General features: G+C 74.1%; 19 protein-coding genes. 9 read left to right on the top strand and 10 right to left on the bottom strand.

All coding sequences use genetic code 11. The annotated features are described in order from the left end of the window. Window positions 1–91 precede the first annotated feature (91 nt). The gene (gene nadE, locus ACFRU2_RS24695) at window positions 92–922 is read left to right on the top strand and encodes an ammonia-dependent NAD(+) synthetase (RefSeq protein ID WP_351382636.1); all 831 of its coding nucleotides are present in this window, start codon (window positions 92–94) and stop codon (window positions 920–922) included. Here nadE and ACFRU2_RS24690 read toward each other — a convergent pair. Then, window positions 877–1,029 carry a hypothetical protein gene (locus ACFRU2_RS24690; protein WP_382975662.1) on the bottom strand — a complete coding sequence of 51 codons (153 nt, stop codon included), beginning with the start codon at window positions 1,027–1,029 and terminating at the stop codon, window positions 877–879. The genes nadE and ACFRU2_RS24690 overlap by 46 nt on opposite strands. Before the next feature lie 15 nt (window positions 1,030–1,044). On the opposite strand from ACFRU2_RS24690, the gene ACFRU2_RS24685 reads away from it, so the two are divergent. Together ACFRU2_RS24685 and ACFRU2_RS24680 are read left to right on the top strand one after the other, a co-directional pair. After that, window positions 1,045–1,365 (top strand): hypothetical protein, encoded by a 321-nt coding sequence (locus ACFRU2_RS24685; protein WP_382975660.1) that lies wholly within the window; start codon window positions 1,045–1,047, stop codon window positions 1,363–1,365. A 28-nt stretch (window positions 1,366–1,393) separates the two neighbouring features. Further along, entirely contained in the window at window positions 1,394–2,968 is a 1,575-nt protein-coding gene (locus ACFRU2_RS24680; RefSeq protein WP_382975659.1) for an MFS transporter, read from the top strand. 15 nt (window positions 2,969–2,983) lie between these two features. Here ACFRU2_RS24680 and ACFRU2_RS24675 read toward each other — a convergent pair whose 3' ends face one another. Further along, window positions 2,984–3,682 (bottom strand): TetR/AcrR family transcriptional regulator C-terminal domain-containing protein, encoded by a 699-nt coding sequence (locus ACFRU2_RS24675; protein ID WP_382975657.1) that lies wholly within the window; start codon window positions 3,680–3,682, stop codon window positions 2,984–2,986. A gap of 38 nt (window positions 3,683–3,720) precedes the next feature. Here ACFRU2_RS24675 and ACFRU2_RS24670 point away from each other — a divergent pair, with 38 nt between their 5' ends. Continuing rightward, a complete protein-coding gene (locus tag ACFRU2_RS24670; RefSeq protein WP_382975655.1) occupies window positions 3,721–5,160 on the top strand; it encodes an FAD-dependent monooxygenase in 1,440 nt (479 codons plus the stop codon). Between the two features lie 13 nt (window positions 5,161–5,173). Here ACFRU2_RS24670 and ACFRU2_RS24665 read toward each other — a convergent pair whose 3' ends face one another. After that, window positions 5,174–6,787 carry an alpha/beta hydrolase gene (locus tag ACFRU2_RS24665; RefSeq protein ID WP_382975654.1) on the bottom strand — a complete coding sequence of 538 codons (1,614 nt, stop codon included), beginning with the start codon at window positions 6,785–6,787 and terminating at the stop codon, window positions 5,174–5,176. 308 nt (window positions 6,788–7,095) lie between these two features. Continuing rightward, a complete protein-coding gene (locus tag ACFRU2_RS24660) occupies window positions 7,096–7,980 on the bottom strand; it encodes a patatin-like phospholipase family protein (protein WP_382975652.1) in 885 nt (294 codons plus the stop codon). Window positions 7,981–8,578: 598 nt separating this feature from the next. On the opposite strand from ACFRU2_RS24660, the gene ACFRU2_RS24655 reads away from it, so the two are divergent. The 3 genes from ACFRU2_RS24655 to ACFRU2_RS24645 all read left to right on the top strand — a co-directional run bounded on the left by ACFRU2_RS24655 (window position 8,579) and on the right by ACFRU2_RS24645 (window position 12,634). After that, window positions 8,579–10,705, top strand: a complete 2,127-nt coding sequence (locus tag ACFRU2_RS24655) for a PIG-L family deacetylase (protein WP_382975650.1) — start codon at window positions 8,579–8,581, stop codon at window positions 10,703–10,705. A gap of 129 nt (window positions 10,706–10,834) precedes the next feature. After that, window positions 10,835–11,896, top strand: coding sequence for an aromatic acid exporter family protein (locus tag ACFRU2_RS24650; protein ID WP_382975647.1), 1,062 nt, complete (start codon window positions 10,835–10,837; stop codon window positions 11,894–11,896). 45 nt (window positions 11,897–11,941) lie between these two features. Then, window positions 11,942–12,634, top strand: a complete 693-nt coding sequence (locus ACFRU2_RS24645; RefSeq protein ID WP_382975646.1) for an aspartate/glutamate racemase family protein — start codon at window positions 11,942–11,944, stop codon at window positions 12,632–12,634. 21 nt (window positions 12,635–12,655) lie between these two features. On the opposite strand, the gene ACFRU2_RS24640 is transcribed toward ACFRU2_RS24645, so the two are convergent. Further along, window positions 12,656–13,048 carry a hypothetical protein gene (locus tag ACFRU2_RS24640; protein ID WP_382975644.1) on the bottom strand — a complete coding sequence of 131 codons (393 nt, stop codon included), beginning with the start codon at window positions 13,046–13,048 and terminating at the stop codon, window positions 12,656–12,658. A gap of 173 nt (window positions 13,049–13,221) precedes the next feature. On the opposite strand from ACFRU2_RS24640, the gene ACFRU2_RS24635 reads away from it, so the two are divergent. Beyond that, the gene (locus tag ACFRU2_RS24635) at window positions 13,222–13,830 is read left to right on the top strand and encodes an SGNH/GDSL hydrolase family protein (protein WP_382975642.1); all 609 of its coding nucleotides are present in this window, start codon (window positions 13,222–13,224) and stop codon (window positions 13,828–13,830) included. On the opposite strand, the gene ACFRU2_RS24630 is transcribed toward ACFRU2_RS24635, so the two are convergent. The 4 genes from ACFRU2_RS24630 to ACFRU2_RS24615 form a co-directional block, all read right to left on the bottom strand. Continuing rightward, window positions 13,827–14,504: a response regulator transcription factor gene (locus ACFRU2_RS24630; protein ID WP_382975640.1), complete on the bottom strand. Its 678-nt coding sequence runs from the start codon at window positions 14,502–14,504 to the stop codon at window positions 13,827–13,829. The genes ACFRU2_RS24635 and ACFRU2_RS24630 overlap by 4 nt on opposite strands. Further along, entirely contained in the window at window positions 14,501–15,727 is a 1,227-nt protein-coding gene (locus ACFRU2_RS24625) for a sensor histidine kinase (protein ID WP_382975638.1), read from the bottom strand. Before ACFRU2_RS24625 ends, ACFRU2_RS24630 begins: the two co-directional genes overlap by 4 nt. A gap of 632 nt (window positions 15,728–16,359) precedes the next feature. Next, window positions 16,360–16,950 (bottom strand): hypothetical protein, encoded by a 591-nt coding sequence (locus ACFRU2_RS24620; protein WP_382975636.1) that lies wholly within the window; start codon window positions 16,948–16,950, stop codon window positions 16,360–16,362. A 535-nt stretch (window positions 16,951–17,485) separates the two neighbouring features. Continuing rightward, on the bottom strand, window positions 17,486–18,847 hold the full coding sequence (locus tag ACFRU2_RS24615; RefSeq protein WP_382975634.1) for a M64 family metallopeptidase: 1,362 nt from the start codon (window positions 18,845–18,847) through the stop codon (window positions 17,486–17,488). A 139-nt stretch (window positions 18,848–18,986) separates the two neighbouring features. Between ACFRU2_RS24615 and ACFRU2_RS24610 the strand changes: the two genes are divergently transcribed. Beyond that, complete coding sequence (locus tag ACFRU2_RS24610) at window positions 18,987–20,384, top strand: tetratricopeptide repeat protein (protein ID WP_382975632.1); 1,398 nt, start codon at window positions 18,987–18,989, stop codon at window positions 20,382–20,384. On the opposite strand, the gene ACFRU2_RS24605 is transcribed toward ACFRU2_RS24610, so the two are convergent. Further along, on the bottom strand, window positions 20,381–20,905 hold the full coding sequence (locus ACFRU2_RS24605) for a GNAT family N-acetyltransferase (RefSeq protein WP_382975631.1): 525 nt from the start codon (window positions 20,903–20,905) through the stop codon (window positions 20,381–20,383). The two genes, ACFRU2_RS24610 and ACFRU2_RS24605, sit on opposite strands and share 4 nt — an antisense overlap. Window positions 20,906–21,055 lie beyond the last annotated feature (150 nt).

Here is a 21,055-nt window from a genome sequence, read left to right as displayed (position 1 = left end):
AGGGTGAGACACGGCTCACCCGCGCGCTCGGTTAGGGTCGGCGGGACAGCGCATCGCACCGCGAACCGACGCACCACCATGAGGAGCAACCGTGAGCCAGCCGGCGTCCACCGCCCTGCAGCAGGAGATCGCCCGGGAGCTCCTGGTCGCCGAAAGCTTCGACGCCCAGCGGGAGATCGAGCGCCGGGTGGCGTTCCTCACCGAGCGGCTCACGTCCACGGGCCTGCGGTCCCTGGTGCTCGGGATCAGCGGCGGGGTGGACTCCACCACGGCCGGCCGGCTCTGCCAGCTCGCCGTGGAGCGGGCCCGGGCGGCCGGTCACGAGGCGACCTTCTACGCCATGCGGCTGCCCTACGGGGTCCAGGCCGACGAGCGGGACGCGCAGCTCGCCCTCGGTTTCATCAACGCCGACCGGGTGCTGACCGTGGACGTGAAGCCGGCGAGCGACGCCGCGCTGGCCGCCTCCCTGGCCGGCGGGACCGTCTTCCGGGACGCCCACCACCAGGACTTCGTCCAGGGCAACATCAAGGCCCGCCAGCGCATGATCGCCCAGTACGCGGTGGCCGGCGCGCACGACGGCCTGGTCGTCGGAACCGACCACGCGGCCGAGGCGGTCTCCGGCTTCTTCACGAAGTTCGGCGACGGCGCGGCCGACCTGGTGCCGCTGACCGGGCTGACCAAGCGCCGGGTGCGGGCCTGCGCCGACGCCCTGGGCGCACCGGCCGAGCTGGTCTGGAAGACGCCGACGGCGGACCTGGAGACCCTCGACCCGGGCAAGGCCGACGAGGACGCGCTGGGTGTCACGTACGACGAGATCGACGACTTCCTGGAGGGCAAGCCCGTCGGGGAGCGCGCCTTCGACACGATCGTCCGCCGCTACCGCCTGACCGAGCACAAGCGGCAGCTGCCGATCGCGCCGTAGCTCCCGTCCGCTTCGGTGGCGGCGGGCGTGAAGTCCGCCTCCTCCGGGTACTGGTCGGTCACGGCGAGCACCACCTTGCCCGGCAGCGCCCCGGCGCTGCCGTTCACACCCGAGGAGTCCCCGTGGCCGTCCTCAGCACGATCCTCGTCATCCTCGGCGCCTGGTGCGCCGTCAGCGTGGCCACTGCCGCCCTGTACGCGGCCCTGCGCCGCCTCCACGTCCGCCGACAGCGGGCGGCGGCGGCCCCGGCGGACGCCGTGCGTACGGTACGGAGCTCCGTGCCGGGCGCACGTTCGGGTCGGTCCGGCCGCCCGGTCAGCCCCGGCCGGGCCCACCGGCACCGCCGTCTCCCCCGCCTGCACCGGCACCACCGCCCCGCTCACCCGTCCGGCCGTTCCGGCTGGGGCCGCCGGGTCCCACCACCGGATCTCCAGGCGGGCTGAACATCACGATCCGTGTTTGGCTGACTGCATGACGTCCGCCAGCGGAACCCCATCCGGCCCGATGCCCGACGCCGCAGCCCGGCCCGCCGGCGACGGCGCGCCGTCGGCTCCGCCCGACCCCCGGCGCTGGTGGGCGCTCGCCGTCATCGGACTGGCCCAGCTGATGGTCGTCCTCGACGCCACGATCGTGAACATCGCGCTCCCCTCCGCCCAGCGCGATCTGGGGATGTCGGACGGCAACCGGCAGTGGGTGATCACCGCCTACGCGCTGGCCTTCGGCGGACTACTCCTGCTCGGCGGGCGCATCGCGGACCTCATCGGCCGCAGGCGGGCCTTCGTCATCGGCCTGAGCGGTTTCGCCGTCGCCTCCGCCCTGGGCGGCGCGGCGAGCGGACCGGGCATGCTCTTCGCGGCCCGGGCGCTGCAGGGCGTCTTCGCGGCGCTCCTCGCGCCGTGCGCCCTGTCGCTGCTGGCCACCACCTTCGACACCCCCAGGGAACGCGCCAAGGCCTTCGGCGTGTTCGCCGCGATCGCGAGCGGCGGCGGGGCCGTGGGCCTGATCGCCGGAGGTCTGCTCACCGAGTACCTGAACTGGCGCTGGTGCCTCTACGTCAACGTGGCCATCGCCGCGGTAGCGATCATCGGCGCCTTCGCCGTCCTGCGCGCCACGGGGCGTACGGGCGCGAAGCTCGACGTCCCGGGAGCGGTCCTCGGGTGCGGCGGACTCCTGGCCGTCGTCTACGGGCTGAGCGCGGCCGAGCCGCGCGGCTGGTCCGACGGCCTGGTCATCGGCCTCCTCATCGGCGGGGCCGCCCTGCTCGCCGCGTTCGCCTGGTGGCAGCTGCGGGCGAGCGACCCCATGCTCCCTCCGCACATCATCAGGGACCGGACGCGGGCAGGCTGCCTCGCCACCATGATGCTGGCCACCATCACCCTGCTCCCCGTCCTCCTGTTCCTGAGCTACTACTTCCAGCTCGCCCTCGGCTACTCCCCCATCAAGACCGGGCTGGCCTTCCTCCCCCTGACCCTGGCGATCATCACCGGTGCGACCCAGGTCTCCGCCCGCTTCCTCGACCGGCTCGCCCCCCGCGCGCTGATCGTCCCCGGGCTGCTCCTGGCCACCGTGGCCCTGGTCCTCCTCTCGCGGCTGACGGTCGATTCCTCGTACGCGACCCACGTGCTCCCCGCCATGCTGGTCCTCGGGTTCGGCATGGGCCTGGTCTTCATGCCCGTGATGTCGACGGCCACCCAAGGCGTGGCACGGAAGGACTCCGGGGTCACTTCGGCCACGGTCAACACGGCCCAGCAGGTGGGCGGGGCGATCGGAACGGCGCTCCTCAACACCATCGCGAGCACGGCCGCGACCGCCTACCTCGGCTCGCACCTCGCCGGACCGGCACAGGCGGCCCACGGCGCCTCCGCAGCCGCGACGCAGCGGCTGATCGAGGCCCAGGGCGTGGTGCACGGCTTCGGCGTCGCGCTCTGGTGGGCGGCCGGCATCATGCTCCTGGGCGCGGCCGCGGCCGCCGTCCTGGTCACCGCGCCGGCGCCCGCGCCCCGTCGCGAGGCGCCTGGCGCGGCGGTCGCGGCCCCGACGCGCTGACGGGGCCGGCGCGGCTTACGTGCCCTTCGGGGCCGGCCGCGCCGCCGGCGGGAGCAGGGTCGTGGCGATGCCCGCGAGCACCGCCGCGAGGCCCGCCTCGAACCCGGCGTCCTGATCGCGGAACATCTCCGGGCCCGCCTCGGCCGTGAGCGGGTAGCCGGCGAGCCGTTCGGCGCGGGCCTCCAGGTCGTAGCCCTCGCCGTCGGAGCCGGGCAGCGGGCCCATCGACTGCTCCTCGATCACGTACCCGATGGTGTAGCTGTACGCGGTGAACCAGGCCCGGGCGGCCCCCGCGGCCGTGAAGCCGCCCGCGACGAGCGTCCGCAGATGGGCCTCCATCGGAGCGGCGTAGCTCATGTCGGTGAAGTGCGTACCGCTGTAGACCTTGGCCCCGTCCCGGTAGCGCAGCAGGTGTCCCCGCAGCCCCCGCATGGCGGCTTCCAGGGCCTGGGACCAGTCGTCGGGCGGCCGGGCCGCGTCCAGGTCCGCCGTCATCCGGCGGAACATCTCGGTGGCCATTTCGTCGAGCAGCGCCTGTTTGTCCTTGAAGTGCCAGTACAGGGCGGGTGCCTTGACGTCCAGCTCCTTGGCGATGGCCCGCAGGGTCAGCCCCTCCAGGCCCACGTCTCCGAGCAGCCGCAGGGCGGTGGAGGCCACCGTCGCGCGGTCGAGCCGGGCCCGTTCGGGTTTCGCTTCTCGTTCTTCTCTCGCCACCTTGACAACTTAACAGCGTTAAGCACATTCTCGTACCCATGACCGCACTTAACAGCGTTAAGGAAAGCGGGGCTCCCGACGTGCTCGTCGTCGGTGCGGGCCCCACCGGACTGGCCCTGGCCCTGGACCTCACCCGCCGCGGCGTCCACGCCCTGGTCGTCGAGCGGGCCGACACCCTGTTCCCCGGCTCGCGGGGCAAGGGCCTTCAGCCGCGCACCCTGGAGGTCTTCGACGACCTCGGCGTGGGGGACGCGGTCCACGAGGCGAGCGCCCACGCGCCCATCGGGCAGATCTGGCAGGACGGCCGGCCCGTGGGCGAGCACGACATGCTCGGCGACAGCGGCGTCGGCGGCCCCACGGACACCGAGCCGCATCCGCGCGCCCGGCTCCTGCCCCAGTGGCGCACCCAGGAGATCCTGTTCGAGCGCCTCACCGGGCTGGGCGGCCGGGTCCGCTTCGGCACCGCGCTGACCGGCTTCGAGCAGGACGCCGACGGGGTCGGTGCGTACCTCTCGGACGGCAGTACGCTGCGCGCCGCCTACCTGGTCGCCGCCGACGGCGGCCGCTCGACCGTCCGCAAGGCCCTGGACATCGGCATGATTGGTGAGACCGTGGATCCCGCTCCGATGGTGGTGGCCGACATCCGGCTGCGCCCCGGGGCACTCGACCGCGACCACTGGCACCTGTTCCCGGGCCCGGACGGCGGTTTCGCCGCGCTGTGCCCGCTGCCCGGCACCGACGAGCACCAGTTCGTCGCGCGGACGGACGATCTCGACATCCCCGCCGCGGTCGCCGCCCTGACCCACCTGAGCGCGCAGGACGTCACCGAGGTCCGGTGGGCCTCCGACTTCAGGCCGCGCGCCGCCCTGGCCGACCGCTTCCGCGCCGGCCGGGTGCTGCTCGCGGGCGACGCGGCACACGTGCACTCCCCCGCCGGCGGCCAGGGCCTCAACACCAGCGTGCAGGACGCCTACAACCTCGGCTGGAAGCTCGGACAGGTACTGCGCCACGGCGCGGACCCCGCCCTCCTGGACACCTACGAGGAGGAGCGCCGGCCCGTCGCCGCGCACGTACTGGGCCTGTCCACACGGATCCACCGCGGCCAGGAGGAGCGCGGCGGCACCACCCGCCAGCTCGGCCTGGGCTACCGGGGCGGCCCCCTCTCCCGGGGAGCCGCGGGCGCCCTGGAAGCCGGGGACCGCGCCCCCGACGGCCCGCTGCCGGACGGCCGCAGGCTCTTCGACCTGTTCCGGGGACCGCACTTCACCTTGCTCGCCGTCGGCACCGATGCCGAACTGCCGCCCGTGAGCACGGAGTTCCTGCACGTCCACCGGATCGGACCGTACGAGCCGTACGGCGAGGGGCTCTTCCTGGTCCGGCCCGACGGGTACGTGGGCTGGGCGGGCGAGGACGCGACCGGACTGCCCCGCTACCTCGCCCGCCTGACCCGCCCCGGCTCCCCGACGGCGGGGAGCTGAGGCGGATCCCCTGTCAGCGCAGGGTGGGGATCACATCGTTCGTCTCGTCGACTTCCACGGGCCCGGTGGTGCGCCGGCCGAGCGCCTCCGGGGGCGTCTCGTCCGCGCAGACGGTGCCCCGTGCGGGCAGGGCCAGGGTGGCCAGGTAGTCGTTGACGAGCGCGCTGACGCACGCGCTCCGGTTGTAGGCGGTGTGCCCCTCGCCGGAGAAGGTCAGGAGCCGGCCGGCGTCCAGCGTGCCGGCCAGGGCCACGGCGTCCCGGTACGGGGTGTCCGGGTCCCCGGTCGTGCCGAGGACCAGGATCGGGGCGGAACCGGCCGCCCGGTAGGAGCCCTCGTAGCGGCTGGGGCGTTCCGCCTGCCACTGCGCGCAGGCGGGCGCATGGTTGTGGTCGTAGGTGGGCGGTCCCAGGCCGATGGGCGGCCCGAGCAGGGGCGACGAGGCGGCCTCGGCACCGACCAGGGCGCTCAGGAGGAGCTTGCCGGTCGGGTAGACGCGGTCGGCGCACTCGACGGCCAGGTTGACGTTGAGGAAGTCGAAGGACGCGGGTGAGGGCGGCGACAGCAGGAAGGAGGTCTTGTGGGCCTGGGCCAAGGCCAGGGCCTCACCCAGGTAGGGCCAGATCTCCTTGCCCGAGTTGATGTTGAACATCAGGCGGTAGGCGAGGGTGTAGCCGGTGGCCGGGCGTCCGCTCGCGGTGATGACGGGATCGGCGTCGAGGTCCCGCTTGAGCTGTTCGAAGGCCTGGCGGGGTGCGCCCTCGCCGAATCCGCAGGCGGTGGCGTTCTGTGCGCACCAGTCGAGGAACCGGCCGACCGCCGAGTCCAGGGCGGTGAACTGCGCGGCGTCGTAGGCGTAGGGCACGTCGGCGTAGCGGCGCGGATCGTAGGCCCCGTCCAGGACCATGGCGCGCACGCGCCGGGGGAACTGCGCGGCGTACACGGTGCCGACGTAGCTGCCGAAGGAACGGCCGTAGAAGGTCAGCGTCTCCTCACCGAGGGCCTGCCGCAGCAGGTCGAGGTCCTTGGCGTTCGACGCGGTGCCGACGAACGGCACGAGGCCGCCCGCGCGTTCGCGGCAGGCGGCGGCGAACTCCTGGCCCTGCCGGACGGCGGTCTGCAGCGCGCCCGGTCCCGGGACGCCGCGCGCGGCGTCGACCGCGGCCGAGTACTCCGCGTCGTTCCAGCACTCCACCTGGCCGCTGCGTGCCACGCCCCGCATGTCGTACCCGACGACGTCGAAGCCGTCGCGGAGGGCGGCGGGGAGTGCGGCGTAGCTGTTGCGGGCGAAGTTCACGCCCGAGTTGCCGGGGCCGCCGGGGTGCAGCACCAGCACGCCGGTGCGGTGGGCCGGGTCGGCGGCGAGCCGACGGGTGACGGCCAGCGGGATCGTGGCTCCGGTGGGCCGGCGGTAGTCGAGGGGCACCTGGGCGGTCGCGCACTCGAAGCCGTCGCCCTGTCCGTCGGAGCAGGGCCCCCAGGACAGGACGGGTACGGGCGGGGCGGGCACGGCGGTGGCCGTGGCGGCCCCCGGCCCGGCTCCGAGCAGCGCGGTGACGGCGATCAGGACGAGGGCTATCCCCCACACCACTCGCTTGCGCGCATCATCGGCTAAACGGGTCTGCATGCGGTGAACTCCCTTGGTGGCAGGTCGACGGCAGGGGCGCGCACGGGTCCGGGGGGAAGGGTGTGGGCGCCCGCGCTCGGCTGAGCGGCAGGTTCAGGTTCCCATCCGTGGGGCGGGCGGGATAGACGGCGTCGTCGACGGGATGCGGAACGCACGGCCCCGGCCAGCGGGTTCGGCCCGGGCGGCGCCCCGGCCTGCTGGGCCGACCGGATGACCGCGGGCCGGTACGCCGGTTCACCGGAGGCGTGAGGACGGTGCGGGAGAGCGGCGCGGGAGGGCGGCTCGCGAGAGTGGGGCGCCGGACGTTGTCAGGCCGCGCCGGTTCCGGTGTTCCACACCGGGCGGAGCCGTTCGGCGGCGGCGCTCGCCTGGGCGAGGCCCGCCCGGTACGCCGGCACCCACCGCGCCAGGTCCTGCAGGTCCGGTCCGAACGCCCGCACGGCGTCCGGATCGGGTCCCAGGGTCACCACGGTCCGCTCCCCGGCGGACTCCGGCCGCTCTTCGAGCGGCTCGCCGGGGAACAGGTGCGCCATGGGCGCTACGACGACCAGCGTGCGCGCCCCGGCCGCGAGGTCGGCGTTCGTCCCGGCGCGGAGGGCGCCGTCCATGTACCGCCGCCCTCCGATGGCGACGGGCGGTTCGGCTCCGGGGAAGGCGCTGCTCGCGGCCACGGCCTGCACCAGCGGCACGCCGCTCGTACGGTCCCACACCACGGGCTCACCGGTGGCCGCATCCACCGCGGTGATCAGCAACCGGCGGTCCGGCCAGCCGCCGGCGCCGATCAGCGCGGCCCGGCTCGCGAGCAGCGCCCGCTCGGCGTCGGGGCCGGATGCCGAGTCGGCGTGGTCCAGGGCGATCCGGCCGACTCGGCGCCGGGCCTCTCCCGGTTCCAGGCCGGCTTCCCCGAGCACGGCGAACACCGCACCCAGCCGGGCCGCGTCCGCCGCTCCTGCGCCGGCGGCCGGACCGGTCCGGGCTCCGGGGGCGGCGAGCCGCCCGGGGTCCTGGCCGGTGGCCAGCAGTGCGCCGACGATCGCACCGGCCGACGTACCGACGACGAGGCCGGCTCCGCCGAGATCGACCCCGGAGCGGCGCAGTCCACCGGCCAGGCCCGCCATCCAGGCCGTGCCGACCGGGCCGCCCGGTCCCAGTACGAGCACCCGCTCCGCGGTGGCTCCGGTTTCAGGGTCCACGGGGTCCGCCCCTCGTCTCGTGCCGGGCATGCGGTGCATGCCGTTGCCGTCGGGTGACGATCGACGGGGCCGACGGTATGACCTCGACCCGACTTGAGGTCAAGCGGTCCGGCCACCCCCTGCGAGGAGCAGCCGCGCGGCCGTCGGCGCCTCGGGCGCGCCCTTCCCCTGCGCGTCTCACGACCGGCGCCCGCCGTGTGGATCCGCTCACACGGGAGCCGCTCCCCTTCGCGCGGCCGCCCCGGACGGTTCGCCCCCGGCCGCCGACTCCTCGTCAGGTGTGGGGACCGAGCCTCCTACGGCGCCCACCTGGGCCTCGGCCGCTCGCACCAGGAGCGCGGAGCGCCTCCAACCGCCCGGACCGATGGGCATGTGACGCGATTTCACCCGCGACCTATCCGGACAAACCACATCGATTCGTATGATCAATCCGAGATACCCCATACCCCCCGATATTCGACCCGACGGTGTGTCAGGCGCACGCGCGCGAGGCATAATCGGGCCCGGTCGTCTCCGGAAAGCGGTGGGGCCAACGGGGCACGGACCCGCCCCGCAGCCCAGTTCCGCACCCGACCGACCGAGCCCCGAGGCGTTGCAGATGTCCCTGGCCAGCCGCACCCGCATCGCGGGCCTGCTCGCCTCGCTCACCGTCGGCGCCGTCGGCGTGACGACCTGGGCCTACGGGTACGGGACGACGCCGGAGTCGGTGGCCCCCGAAGCGGCGCGCCGCCCGAGCGTGACCGAGGGCGCGGTCCTCCAGGTCGTCGCGCACCCCGACGACGACCTCTATTTCATGAATCCCGACCTGAGCCGCTCCATATCGACGGGCATCAAGGTCACCACCGTCTATCTCACCTCCGGTGAGTCCGACGGCCGCAACGAGGCCCACAGCCCCCATCTGCAGGACCCCGCGGGCCCCGCCGACCACGCCGCGTACGCGGAGGCCCGGCAGAACGGCATACGGGCCGCCTACGCGCAGATGGCCACCGGCGACCGCACCAGCGCCTGGCAGCGCCGCTCCATACCCACCGTCGGCGGCGGGAGCGCCGAGGTGGACGTCCTCGTGGCGCGGCCCGAGGTCAATCTGGTGTGGATGCAGCTGCGCGAGGCCCGCACCATCTCCGGGGACAGCCCGGACAGCCTGCGCGGACTGTGGGACGGCCGGGTCCCGGCCCTGGAGGCCCAGCTCAGCTCGGGGACGCCGGTCAAGCCCGGGTTCTCGTACGACAAGGACCAGGTCGTGGAGGCCATCGCGGGGGTCCTCGCCCTGTACCGGCCGACCACCATACGGACCCAGGACCCGACCCCCGGCCGGGTGGGCGGCGGCGGCGTCTTCTTCGACCACCAGGACCACATATACGGCGCCCGCTTCGTGCAGGCCGCCGCCGAGCGCTACGCGAAATCCACGGACCGGCCGCACTTCTCGGTCCAGAACTACGTGAGCTACCCGAACAGCTCCCTGCCCCCGGTGCTGGACCCGCAGGCCGCCGAGGAGAAGCTCGGCTACCTCAAGACCTACGCCTGGTCCGACCACGAGAACTGGTGCGGCAGCCCCGCCGGGTGCGGCGACCGCAAGACGGCGACCCGACCCGCCGGCTCCGGCTGGAACCGGACCATCCGCTACGGCCGGGGCGAAGTCACCTCCTGGATGACCGAGGGCGTGTCCGGCCGGCTGTGGGCCTTCGGCGTGCTGGACGGTCGGATGGCCTACTGGTCGCGCGGCGGCCCCAACGCCCCTTGGCAGGGGCCCCGGTTCCTCGCCGGGACCGGGATGGACACGGGAGCGACGGCGGTCCGGCTCCCCGACGGCAGGGTCGCGGTCTTCGGCACCCGCACCACGCTGGGCACCACGCCCCAGGAGTACGGACGCGAGCTCGTGTACTCCGTCCAGGCGGCGCCCGACGGCGCCTTCGGCCCGTTGCTGTCGCTGGGCACCCCGGACACGGAGGACCTGTCCGGCACCTCGGCGATCAGCACACCGGCCGTGGCTGTGGACCGTACCGGCCGGATGACCGTCTACGTACGCGATTCCCAGCGCACCCTGCGCGCCGGCACGCAGGCGGTGCCCGACGGCCCCTTCGGAGCGTGGGAGTCCCTGGGCGGCTCCGGCCTGCGGGGCGACCCGGTCACCGCGACGGACGCGGCCGGCCGCCGCCACGTGTACGCGGCCACGGCCCAGAGCGTGCTGGCCTGGGTCCAAGAGACCCCGGACGCCCCGTTCGGCGCCCCCGTCCCCACCGGGCTGCCGACGACCACCGGGCCGCTCTCGGCGAGCGCCAAGGGCGACGGCGTCGCCCTGTACTTCCGCCACCCCGGCACGGGTACCGTCGCCACGAGCCTGGCCACCGCGGGCGGGCCCGTACCGGAGTTCTCCCCGGTCACCGAGGTGGGCGGCGAGGGAGGCTACGGCTCCGTCGGCGCCGCGGGAGGCCTGCTCGCGGGCCGCGCGGGCGCGGGCACGGTCGGCGTGGCGAACACGGACGGCGGACCGTCCTGGTACGAGTCCCAGATGCACTACACGGGCGCCCCGGCGGCCCTGACCGCGCAGGACGGCACGGCCGTCGCCGCCGTTCTCGGCCTGGACGCCGCTCTGCACGTCACGACCGCTCCCCCCGGCGGCTCCGAACCCCTCGGCAGCCGTCCGGCCTCCTCCCCCTGGTACCCGGCCGTCCCGCCGGCGGCGGGCGGACCGGGCTACCGCGCGAGTTCCGGGTGGCAGCGCTGAGCGGTGCGGGCGACGATGGCGGCGGATCGCGCCGGGTCCCGGCCGGGGCCGGCATCCGACACCGTCCCACCCCACTCGACCTGCGATCGGGGCTCCCATGACGACCGCATCCACCGCGGCTGAGCACGGATGACCGGTCTCGGCGCCGCCACGGCGCACCGCCACGGGCGGGCCGGGCGGGCCCGGGAGCTCCTGCGCACCGAAGGGCCGGCCGCCGCCCGGATCGTCGTCACCGTGGCCGTGGCCTGGCAGGCCGCGCTGTGGCTGGGCGCCGACCAGCCGCCGGTGTTCGCGGCGATGGTCCCGCTGGTGGCCCTGCGCGGCGATCCGATGACGGCCCTGGGCACCTCGCTGCAGCGGATCCTGGGGGTCGTGGCGGGCGTGCTGATCGCGATCGCCGTCCTGAACCTGTGGCAGCCCTCCCCCCTCACCCTGGCCCTGGTGGTCGCCCTGGGCCTGGGCGTCGGCATGGTCCTGCGGGCCGGCGGCACGAGCAACATCCAGGTCGCGCTGTCCTCGCTGCTGGTCTTCGCCAACACCTCGCCCGACGCCTACGCACTGGACCGCATCTGGGAGACCGCGGCGGGTGCGGCGGTCACCATCCTCCTCGCCCCGCTGCTGTGGCCGCCCGACCCCCAGCGCGTCCTGGCGGCCGTCGCCGGCGACTGCGCCGCGCGCCTGAGCCGCTCCCTCACCGGTACCGCGGCGGTGCTGGGCGGCGGTCCGGCCGCCGCCCGCGACAATCTCGCCCGGGTGCACGCCCACGTCGAAGCGGTGCACGCGGGCGCCGCGCGCGCCCGTGAGGCCGAACGTGCCCTGCGGTTCAACCCCTTGCGCCGCGGTCAGCGCGGCACCGTACGCCTGCGGGCCGAGCGCATCGCCACCGCCGACGGGCTCGCCGTGCACGTGGCGACCCTGGCCGGCGAGGTGGACGCGTTCACCTGCCGCGACGAGCTCGCTCCCGAGCTCGCGCGGGCCCGGCTCCGGGTTCCCGAACTGGCCTCGCTCACCGCGCGGGCCGTCGAGGACGCCTTGTCGGGAAACGATCCCGCGGCCGCCGTGGCCGCCGCCCGCGACGGGCTGGCCGCCTACGCCCGCACGGATCCCCGGCCCGTCGCCGTGGCGCTGCGCCGGCCCTTGCACCGGGTCCTCGACGCAGTGGAGCCCCGCCCACAGGATCCCAAAGGCTGACTTATGAGTGGACAGTCATAGCGAATTTCCCCTTATGATCGCTCCATGAAGACGATCGGGTTGATCGGCGGTATGAGCTGGGAGTCGACGGCGGAGTACTACCGGATCCTCAACGAGCGGACCCGCGAACGCCTCGGCGGACTCCACTCCGCCCGCTGCGTGCTCTACTCCGTGGACTTCGCGGAGATCGAGCGGTTGCAGGTCCAGGGCCGCTGGGAGGAAGCCGGCGAGGTACTGGCCGATGCCGCCCGGTCGCTGGAGGCGGCGGGCGCCGAGCTCCTGCTGATCTGCACCAACACCATGCACAAGGTCGCGGACCCGGTCGAGGCCGCAGTCTCCGTCCCGCTCCTGCACCTCGCGGACACCACGGCCGCCGCCGTCCGCGGCGCCGGACTGCGCCGGGTGGGGCTCCTGGGCACCGCGTTCACGATGGAACAGGACTTCTACCGCGGCCGCCTGGCCGCGGGCGGGCTCGACGTGCTCGTCCCCGGTCCCGAGGGACGTGCGCTCGTGCACCGGGTGATCTACGAGGAGCTCTGTCTCGGCGTCGTCCGCGAGGAATCGCGCGCCGCGTACCGCGGGGTCGTCGAGGACCTCGTCGCCCGGGGCGCCGAGGGAGTCGTCCTGGGATGCACGGAGATCGAGCTCCTCATCGGTCCAGCGGACAGCCCCGTACCGCTCTTCCCCACCGCCCGGCTGCACGCCGAGGCGGCGGTCGACGCGGCCCTGGCTCCCTAGGGCCTGTCGGCCCTAGGCCCGTCAGGCGGGAACGAAGACGTCCTCGCGCGCGTCGTCGAGGATGAAGCCGTTGTCGAAGCGCACCCGGACGGTCACCCGGAGCGGCTCCGCACGGTAGGCGTCCCACGCGGGCTCCAGGCCCGCGACCTTCTCCTCCAGCTGCTTCTTGCTCTCCGCCGGCATGCCCGAGCCGTAGGCGTCGAGGAGCGACTTGAGCCTCTCGTACTCGCGGGACTCCTCGGTCTGCCGGTCGTGCTCGACCACCCGCACCACGGTGCCCTCGGTGCCCGCCGCCAGCGACAGCGAACCGGCAACGGCCCCCGCCGAACCCGAAGGGTCCTCCGTCATCGCGACCCAGTCGGTCAGCCGGGTGTCGGCCGCCAGCCTCACCCGCCGGCCCTCGTTCAGCGTCATCGCTTCTTCAACTCTCCGCTCGGTACGTGCCGTGCCATTATCCGTCCCGCTCCGCGCGGCCCTGCCGGCCGGCAGGCATTGTACGAATGATCTTGGGCGGGCAGCATGACCTCTCGACGGGGCACCGCGGTCGACGGAGGCGCGCGGCGACCGGACGTGGAAGGGACGCACCGATGATCCGGCTGACGGAGAGCCCCATGACCTGGGTGGCGACCGGGGACAGCATCACCCAGGCCGTGCTGCACACCCACGGAGCCCGCGGCTGGGTCGAGCACGTGCACGAGCGGATCCGGTGGCAGCTGAACCGGCCCACCGACATCGTGGTCAACACCGGGGTCTCCGGATGGGGTGCGGCCGACGTCCTCGCGGTCCACGACCACCTCGTCGGCCGGTTCGACCCCGACGTGCTGTCCGTGTCCCTCGGCACCAACGACTGCATCGACGGCGAGGAGGGACTCCCCGAGTTCCACGAGGCGATGCGCAGGATCATCGCGGGAGTTGCTCCGCGGACGCAGGTCGTCCTGCACACCCCGGTGCTGGTCGGCCTGGCGGGCCGGGAGCGGCGCGCGGCGCTCCCCGCGTACTGCCGGGCCGTACGGGAGATCGCGAAGGACACCGGCGCGCTGCTCGTCGACCACGAGGCCCACTGGCTGGAGCACCACGGCACGTCGGACCCGATCTCCTGGCTGGACGACGCCGCCCACCCCAACGCGGTCGGTCACCTGCGGATGGCGAACCACACCCTGCGCACGCTGGGGCTGGGAGAGCTCGACCCCCTCTAGGCGGGTGCGGGATCGGGAGCGGCGATGCGGTAGCCCACGCCGGGGGTCGTCGTGATGATCTGGGGGCCGCCCAGCTTGCGGCGCAGGCGGCCCACGGTGACCGCGACCGTATTGGTGAACGGGTCGGCGTTCTCGTCCCACACCTGCTCGAGCAGGTCCTCGGCGCTCAGGAAGCCCGGACTGGCCCGGAGCAGGGCCTCCAGGACGGCGAACTCCTTGACGGAGAGTTCGAGGCGGGTGCCGTCCCGCAGGGCGGTGCGGTGCACCGGGTCGAGTTCGATTCCGGCGGCGCGCAGGGTGCGGGGCCGGGCCGCGGGCCTGCGGCGGGCCAGGGAGCGGATGCGCAAGATCAGTTCCGGGAAGTGGAAGGGTTTGGCGAGGTAGTCGTCGGCGCCCAGGGTGAGGCCGCTGACCCGGTCGCCGGGCGCTCCGGCCGCGGTCAGCATCAGCACCATCGCGCGGTCCTCCCGCTCCGTGATCATCCGGCAGAGTGTGTCGCCGTGGATGCCGGGCAGGTCCCGGTCGAGGACCACCACGTCGTACGCGTTGACGTCGAGCTTGGCGGCGGCGGCCAGCCCGTCGTACGCGAGGTCGACGGCCATGCCCTGGTCGCGCAGTCCTTCGGCGACGACCTCCGCGAGCGAGCGCGCGTCCTCGACGACCAGGATCCTCACGGCGTCCCCCCGATCAGGTGGTCCGGGCCGACCGGGCCGTCCGGGCCGTCCGGGGCCTCCGCCGACGGCATCGCGGCCGTCACCTTCAGACCGCCTTCCGGCCGGACGCGGAGGTCGAGACGGCCGCCGTGCGCGGAGACGATGGCGGCGACGATGGACAGCCCCAGACCGGAACTCTCCTGCGATCCGGTCCGGTCGGTGCCGAGCCGCTCGAACGGCTGCGTCAGCCGGTCCACCTCTCCCTGGTCGAGGACGCTCCCGCCGGTTTCCACGACGAGGCGGGCCCAGGAGACGTCGTCCGCTCCCGTGCCGTACGTGCCGGCGCCGTCCTCGGTGGCGATCCGGATCCAGCCGCCCCGCCGGTTGTGCACGATGGCGTTGTCGATCAGGTTCTGCACCAGCCGGGACAGCAGCGCCGGGCTGCCCCGCGTCCACGCCTGCGGAGTCAGCCCGTCCTCGACGGTCAGGTCCTGCTCCGCGACGGCGGCGGCCCTGGCGGCCAGCGCCTCTCCCGCCAGCTCGGCGAGCGAGACGGGAACCCGGTCGGGGAGGACTCCGTGCTGGGCCCGGGCGAGCACGAGGAATCCTTCCAGCAGGCGGTCCACCCGGTCGAGTTCGGTACGCACCCGGCCGGCCAGCGCGACGGTCTGCGCCGCGGGCTGCGGTTTGGCCACGGCCACGTCGAGCGAGGCCCGGATCGTCGTCAGCGGGGTGCGCAGTTCGTGCGAGGCGTTGGCCACGAAGCGGCGTTGCGCGGCGAACGAGGCCTCCAGGCGCGCCAGGAGGCCGTCCACCGTGTCCGCGAGCTCCTTGACCTCGTCGTCGGGCCCGGCCACGGCGAGCCGCTGGTCCAGGGTGTCGGCGGAGATCCGCCGCGTGGCCGCGGTGATCAGGCGCAGCGGGCGCAGGACGTGCCCGGCGAGGATCCGGCCGAGCAGGAGCGAGACGGCGGCCATCACGACGATCGCGATCAGCGACCCGAACAGGAGCTGCCTGGACTGCTGGGCGTGTACGTCCGCGAGCTGCCGTTCGAGATCGAGTACGTGCTGTGCGACGCCCGTGGCCGGCCCGCCGGGCGGCTGCTGCCCGGGAACGGACAGGGCCAGGTCCGAGCGGGAGAACAGGTAGATCAGGGCGATCAGCCCGATCCCGGACAGCAGGAACACCGTGGCGTAGAGAATCGTGAACCGCCGTCCGACGGTCCTGCTCCGCAGTCTGGCCATGACTTCTCTCCCCGTCCCGTCCGATGGCGTCCAGCATGCCCCGCGGCACCTAACAGCGTCATGACAGCGACGGTTCGGACCGCGTTACGGGCCGCTGCGTAGAACCGGAGCATGCTCACACACAACGAACTCCTCCGGCGCGAGTGGACCCGCTTCCTGCGTCCGGCCCGGCTCATCGCCCTGGTCACGGCAGCCCTGATGGTCCTCGCCCTGGGGCTGCTCTATGCGTTCGGCAACCACGCGTCCTGCTCGGGCCCGTGCCCGGTCGACCCCACCGGTCCGGACGGCAGCGCGGTCAGCGACCAGTTCGCCTTCATGCACCGGGATCTGCCGCGCGAGGGCGGCATCACGGTCCGGATGACGTCGATGACGGGCACCATCACCTATCCGCCGCCCCACCACGACCAGATCGTCCCGGGCCTGGTGCCGTGGGCGAAGGCCGGGATCATCATCAAGGACGGAGTCCGCCAGGGGTCCTCGTACGCGGCCTTGATGGTCACGGGCGACCACGGCGTGCGGATGCAGTACGACTACGGCCGGGACATCGCCGGGAGCTCCGTCAACGGCGGCTCCGTCTCGGAGAAGGCGCCGGTGTGGCTGCGGCTGACCCGGGCGGGCGACACCGTCACGGGCTACGAGTCCTCCGACGGCGAGCGGTGGGTCGAGGTGGCCGCGGTGAAGCTCGCCGGGCTGTCCGACACCGCGCAGGTCGGGATGTTCGCCACCTCCCCCGGCGACCTGACGCTGCGTCCGGTCGGCCGCCTCGGCGGGGTCACGGAACAGGTGCGCTTCACCCAGGCCGCCGGCTCCTTCGACCACATCGGCCTGGAGGGCGCCGCCGCCGGCGGGAGCTGGCAGTCCGGGACGGTCGGCGAGATGAACTCCACCGACTGGGAGAAGTTCCACCAGGCCTCGGGGGCGGTGGAGAAGGACGGCACGGTCACCGTCACCGGCGCGGGTGACATCGCGCCCGCGGCGACCTCGGGCGGCCGCCCCGTGGAGGGGATGCTGAGCGGCCTGAGCCTCGCCCTGCTCATCGTGCTCGTGGTGGCCGTGCGGTTCGCCCGCGGCGGGTCCGGCAGCCGGCAGCCGGGGGACGGCGCGCCGCTCACCCGGGCGGTGTTCGGGGCGCGGGCCGTCGTCGTGGGAGCCGTGACCTTCGTGACCGGGCTGCTCGCCGTGGGCATCGCGATTCCGGTCGGCGTCGCGGTCCTGAAGTCCAACGGGGTTCCCGTCGTGGGGCTGTCCGCCCTCACCGGAGCGCGGGTGGTCGTCGGCGTCTCCGCGGCGCTCGCCCTCACGGCCGTGCTCGCCCTGGCCCTCGGCGCGGTGCTCCGGCGCCGCCTGCTCGCGGTGCTCGTGGCCGTCTCGGCGGTCGTGGTCCCGTACGCCGTGAGCACCGTCCCCCTGCTGAGCGACGAACTCGCGCAGTGGCTGCTCCGGGTGACTCCGGCGGCCGGTTTCGCCGTCCAGCAGACCCTGGTGGAGTATCCGCAGGTCACCGCCCACTACGCGCCCTCCGCCGGGTACTTCCCGCTGCCCTGGTGGGCCGGGGTGGGGGTGCTGTGCGCCTACACGGCGGCCGCCGTGGCCGTGGCCCTGCGCCGCCTGCCGCAGAGCGGCGACCGGGCGGGCGCCCCCGCAGACTCACCAGGGGACGAGTTAGCCGAGAACCCCGTGAAGGGGGTGCGGGGGTGGCGGCGGGGGAGCGGTGGGCTCCCGCCCCGCCGTCGTGACTGCGGCCGCCCCTGCCCCTGCCTACCGGCGGACGGTCCAGCCGACGGTGGAGCGGAGCGTGCGGGCGATCTCCGGGTCGCGGACCGAGGGGGTCCGGTCCTCTGCGGTGATCGACAGGGTGTGGGTGCGGAGGTCGGGGAGCCGCAGCTCCGCGACCGTCACCTCGGTCCGGCCCGCCAGTCGCTTGACCTCCCGGCCGTCGAGGTACCAGCGCACCGCGAGCTGGCGGCCGTCACTGCCGGTGAGGCGGGGTACGGCCGCCTTCGCGGTGTGCCGCGTCCGCAGGGTGCGGTCCGTCGGGGTGAGCGGGGTGACGGTCCTCGCGTGCTGGTGGAAGCCGGCGATCATCGCCTCGACCCCGGGCAGGTTGAAGGGTTTGCCCAGGACCCGCATCAACGAGTTGTCGGTGGGCCGGTAGAGCCCGGTGACGAAGTATCCGCCGCCCTCGTAGGCGCCGACGGTGCCACCGTCCGGCGAGGGCTCGCCCAGCCAGCGGTGCCACTTGGCCCGCCGGGCGGCCATCCGGTCGGCCGGCAGCGTGGAGGTGTTGGACTCGGCGGGCTCGGGCCCGGTGTACTTCTCGTAGTCCGGGACACCGGGGTAGAAGTACTCGTCGGCGAGCTTGCCGAGCGAGTGGCCCGTCTCGTGGATGGCGACCTGGCCGGACTTGGCGTTGTCCGACGAGGCGGTGGAGATGCCCTCGTAGCCGAGTGTGGCGCTGGGCTCGTTGTAGCCGGCGCCGCCGTACTTGGCGCTGTTGGCCAGGACGATGACCAGGTCGGCCTCGGGCGCCTTGGCCACGTAGGAGTCCACCTTGGGCTGGTCTATGCACAGGAGCCGCTCGATCTCCTCGCACCAGAAGTACGCGCCGAGGGCCGTATCGCGGACGGTCGTCCGGTCGGGGTCGCCGGAGACGCCCGACTCCCGGGAGACGGCGTCGACCGTCCAGACGTTGAAGAGGTTGCGGTACGTGGCGTACGGCTCCACGGCCGTCAGTTCGGCCCATTTCGCCCGGGCGTCGGTGTGGAACTTCGCCAGCTCGGCCGCCGTGTAGCCGTCGCCGACGACGACCACGTCCAGCCGGTCGGCGGTGGGGCCGTTGTCGACGAGCTTGACCACCTCGCCGTCCGCCGCGCGGTCCGCTTCGGAGAGCCGGGCGGCCGTCCCGGCCGGCCGGTCGCCCCGTGCGGGCACGCGGGTGTGGCCCGATCCGGCGTCATCACCCTGCTCCGGACCCGGAATCTCCACCACCAGCCGGGGCGCGACCGGGGCGTCGGCCGCGCGGACGGGACCGGCGGCCAGCAGCGCGGCGGTCGCGCAGGCCGCCGCGACGGCTGCCCGCAGGACCGCCCGCGGGGCGGCCGGGCGTCTGACGTGGTGCATGAAGTCCTCCTGTGCTGGCGGGAGTTAAGCCACGATGTAAGTGCAGTGAATCGGTTGCTTAAATTAGGCGGCGCACGACGGGTGCGCAATGCCCTGCCGCCCCTGAATACTGGGCAGTTCGAGCAACCAGGGGGATCCCATGGACGAACCGGCCGAGATCGGCCGCAGGGTTCAGCGCATGCGCACCGAACTCGGCCTGACACAGCGCAAGTTGGCGGAGCCCGCCTACACCCCGGCCTACGTCTCCACGCTGGAGGCGGGCAAGGTGCGCCCCTCGGAGGCCGCACTGCGCTACCTGGCCGGGCGGCTGGGCACCTCCTACGAGGAGCTGGCCACCGGACGCCCCGCCGGACTGGCCACCGAACTACGCCTGGCCCTCACCGACGCGCAGCAGATCCTGGCCTCCGGCGCCGCGGGCGAGGCCGCCGTCCACTACCGGCGACTGCTCGCCGAAGCGGAGGACCTCGGGCTGACGGACGAACGGGTCGGGGCGCTGCTCGGACTCGGCGACTGCGCCCTGGAGACGGGTGAACTCCCCTCCGCCATCGGCTACTTCGAGGCGGCCGAGCGACTCCTGGCCGACGAGCCGCTCCCCCGCCGCGCCCGCCCGATCCGCGGCCGCGCCGTGGCGCACCTGCTCGCCGGGGAACTGCGCTACGCCTGCTACCTGCTCGAATCCACCATCGACGAGCTCGGGGCGAGCGGGCTGGCCGACCCGGAGGCGCTGGTCCTGCTCTACGCCGCGGTGATCGGGCCGTACATCGACATGGGCGCCCACGCCCGGGCCGCCCACGCCGCCGAACTCGCCCTGGCACTGGCCCCCCGGGTCACCGACCCGGCCCTGGTGGCGGGCATGCACCGGCAGGTCGCGCGGACGTTCCTGACGGAGGGGCGCGTGGCCGATGCCGACGCCTCCCTGGCCAAGGCCCAGGCGATCTACGGGCAGCTACAGCTGCGGACCGATCTGGCGCACTGCCACTGGATGCGCGGCTACGTCCACGCCCAGAACGGGGACCTGGCCTCCGCCGAGCGGGAACTGCGCACGGCCCGGGACATGCTCTCGGCCGGGCGGGCGGCCCTGTACACCGCGCAGGTGGAGGTCGAGCTGGCCGACGTACTGCGCCGGCTCGGCCGGTACGAGGAGGCCGCCGGGCTGCTCTCGGCGCTGCTGGACCTCGGCGACAGCCACGGCGCGGTCCACGCGGGCGGGGCGCACCGGCTCCTCGGCCTCATGGCGGAGGAGCGCGGCGCGTACGACTCCGCCGAGGAGCACTACGTGCAGGCCCTGGCGCTGCTGGAGCGCAGCGGAGCGACGGGCGACCTCGCGGACCTGTGCCGGCTCCTGGGTGATCTGCTGCGCCGGGCCGGCCGCACCGAGGCGGCCCTGGACGCCTACCGCACGGGTCTGGGCCACCGTGCGGCTCCGGGCACGACCACCCTGGGCCCGGCCCCCGCGGCGCCGGCATTCCCGCACCACCCGAACCACCCGCACCCATCCGCCCCACCCACACCATCCGGCGGCGCGGTGGCGGGCTAGAGGTCGATCCAATAGCGCCGCTTGGGACCGACCAGGGTCTCGCGGACGTCCTCCAGCACGCCGCCGTTGCCCTCGATCGTGCGGATCGAGGCCCGGTTCCCGGGGTCGCAGGTGAGCAGCACCCGGTCGATCCCCAGCAGCCGGGCCTCGTGCTTGACCTCGCCCAGGGCCCAGGTGGCCAGGCCGCGGCGGCGGGCCGAGGGGCGCACGCCGTAGCCGATGTGGCCTCCCGCATCGAGCAGGAATCCGTTCAGGTAGTGCCGCAGGTCGATGGCGCCCAGGTAGGCGTCACCCTCGGCGATCCACCAGTACGTGGCGTGGACGCGTCCGGGTTCGAGCGGCACCGTGCGGTCCCCGTAGCTCCGCAGCCGCTGCGTCCAGGCGGCGAAGCCCTCCGGGCTGTCCACGTCGTCGTCGGAGGCGAGCCCCGCGCCGTCCATGTGGGCGTCGGGCCCCCATTCCGCCTGCGCGGCGAGCCAGGAGGCGTGCAGACGGGGGGTGGGTGTGATCAGCTCGGGCATGTCCGGACGATAACAGTCCGCCGGAACCGCCCCCGCGGGGACGGGCACGCACGGGCCCTCCGGCACCCCTCCGGCATGCCGGACGGCCGCCCAGGGCCAAGACTGGAGGGGCGGGGCGGTGCACCCTCCGGGTGCGGACCCCGGCGGGAG

This window comes from Streptomyces sp. NPDC056883, assembly GCF_042788835.1.
Lineage (GTDB): Bacteria > Actinomycetota > Actinomycetes > Streptomycetales > Streptomycetaceae > Streptomyces > Streptomyces stoeckheimensis.
The sequence above is the reverse complement of the archived record's forward strand: the minus strand, read 5'-3'. Positions and strand labels throughout refer to the sequence as shown.

Coding starts and splice junctions, on each gene's coding strand:
- ACFRU2_RS24680 (WP_382975659.1), top strand. CDS start 1,394: ATGACGTCCGCCAGCGGAACCCCATCCGGCCCGATGCCCGACGCCGCA.
- ACFRU2_RS24670 (WP_382975655.1), top strand. CDS start 3,721: ATGACCGCACTTAACAGCGTTAAGGAAAGCGGGGCTCCCGACGTGCTC.
- ACFRU2_RS24665 (WP_382975654.1), bottom strand. CDS start 6,787: ATGCAGACCCGTTTAGCCGATGATGCGCGCAAGCGAGTGGTGTGGGGG.
- ACFRU2_RS24655 (WP_382975650.1), top strand. CDS start 8,579: ATGTCCCTGGCCAGCCGCACCCGCATCGCGGGCCTGCTCGCCTCGCTC.
- ACFRU2_RS24650 (WP_382975647.1), top strand. CDS start 10,835: ATGACCGGTCTCGGCGCCGCCACGGCGCACCGCCACGGGCGGGCCGGG.
- ACFRU2_RS24645 (WP_382975646.1), top strand. CDS start 11,942: ATGAAGACGATCGGGTTGATCGGCGGTATGAGCTGGGAGTCGACGGCG.
- ACFRU2_RS24640 (WP_382975644.1), bottom strand. CDS start 13,048: ATGACGCTGAACGAGGGCCGGCGGGTGAGGCTGGCGGCCGACACCCGG.
- ACFRU2_RS24635 (WP_382975642.1), top strand. CDS start 13,222: ATGATCCGGCTGACGGAGAGCCCCATGACCTGGGTGGCGACCGGGGAC.
- ACFRU2_RS24625 (WP_382975638.1), bottom strand. CDS start 15,727: ATGGCCAGACTGCGGAGCAGGACCGTCGGACGGCGGTTCACGATTCTC.
- ACFRU2_RS24615 (WP_382975634.1), bottom strand. CDS start 18,847: ATGCACCACGTCAGACGCCCGGCCGCCCCGCGGGCGGTCCTGCGGGCA.
- ACFRU2_RS24610 (WP_382975632.1), top strand. CDS start 18,987: ATGGACGAACCGGCCGAGATCGGCCGCAGGGTTCAGCGCATGCGCACC.
- ACFRU2_RS24605 (WP_382975631.1), bottom strand. CDS start 20,905: ATGCCCGAGCTGATCACACCCACCCCCCGTCTGCACGCCTCCTGGCTC.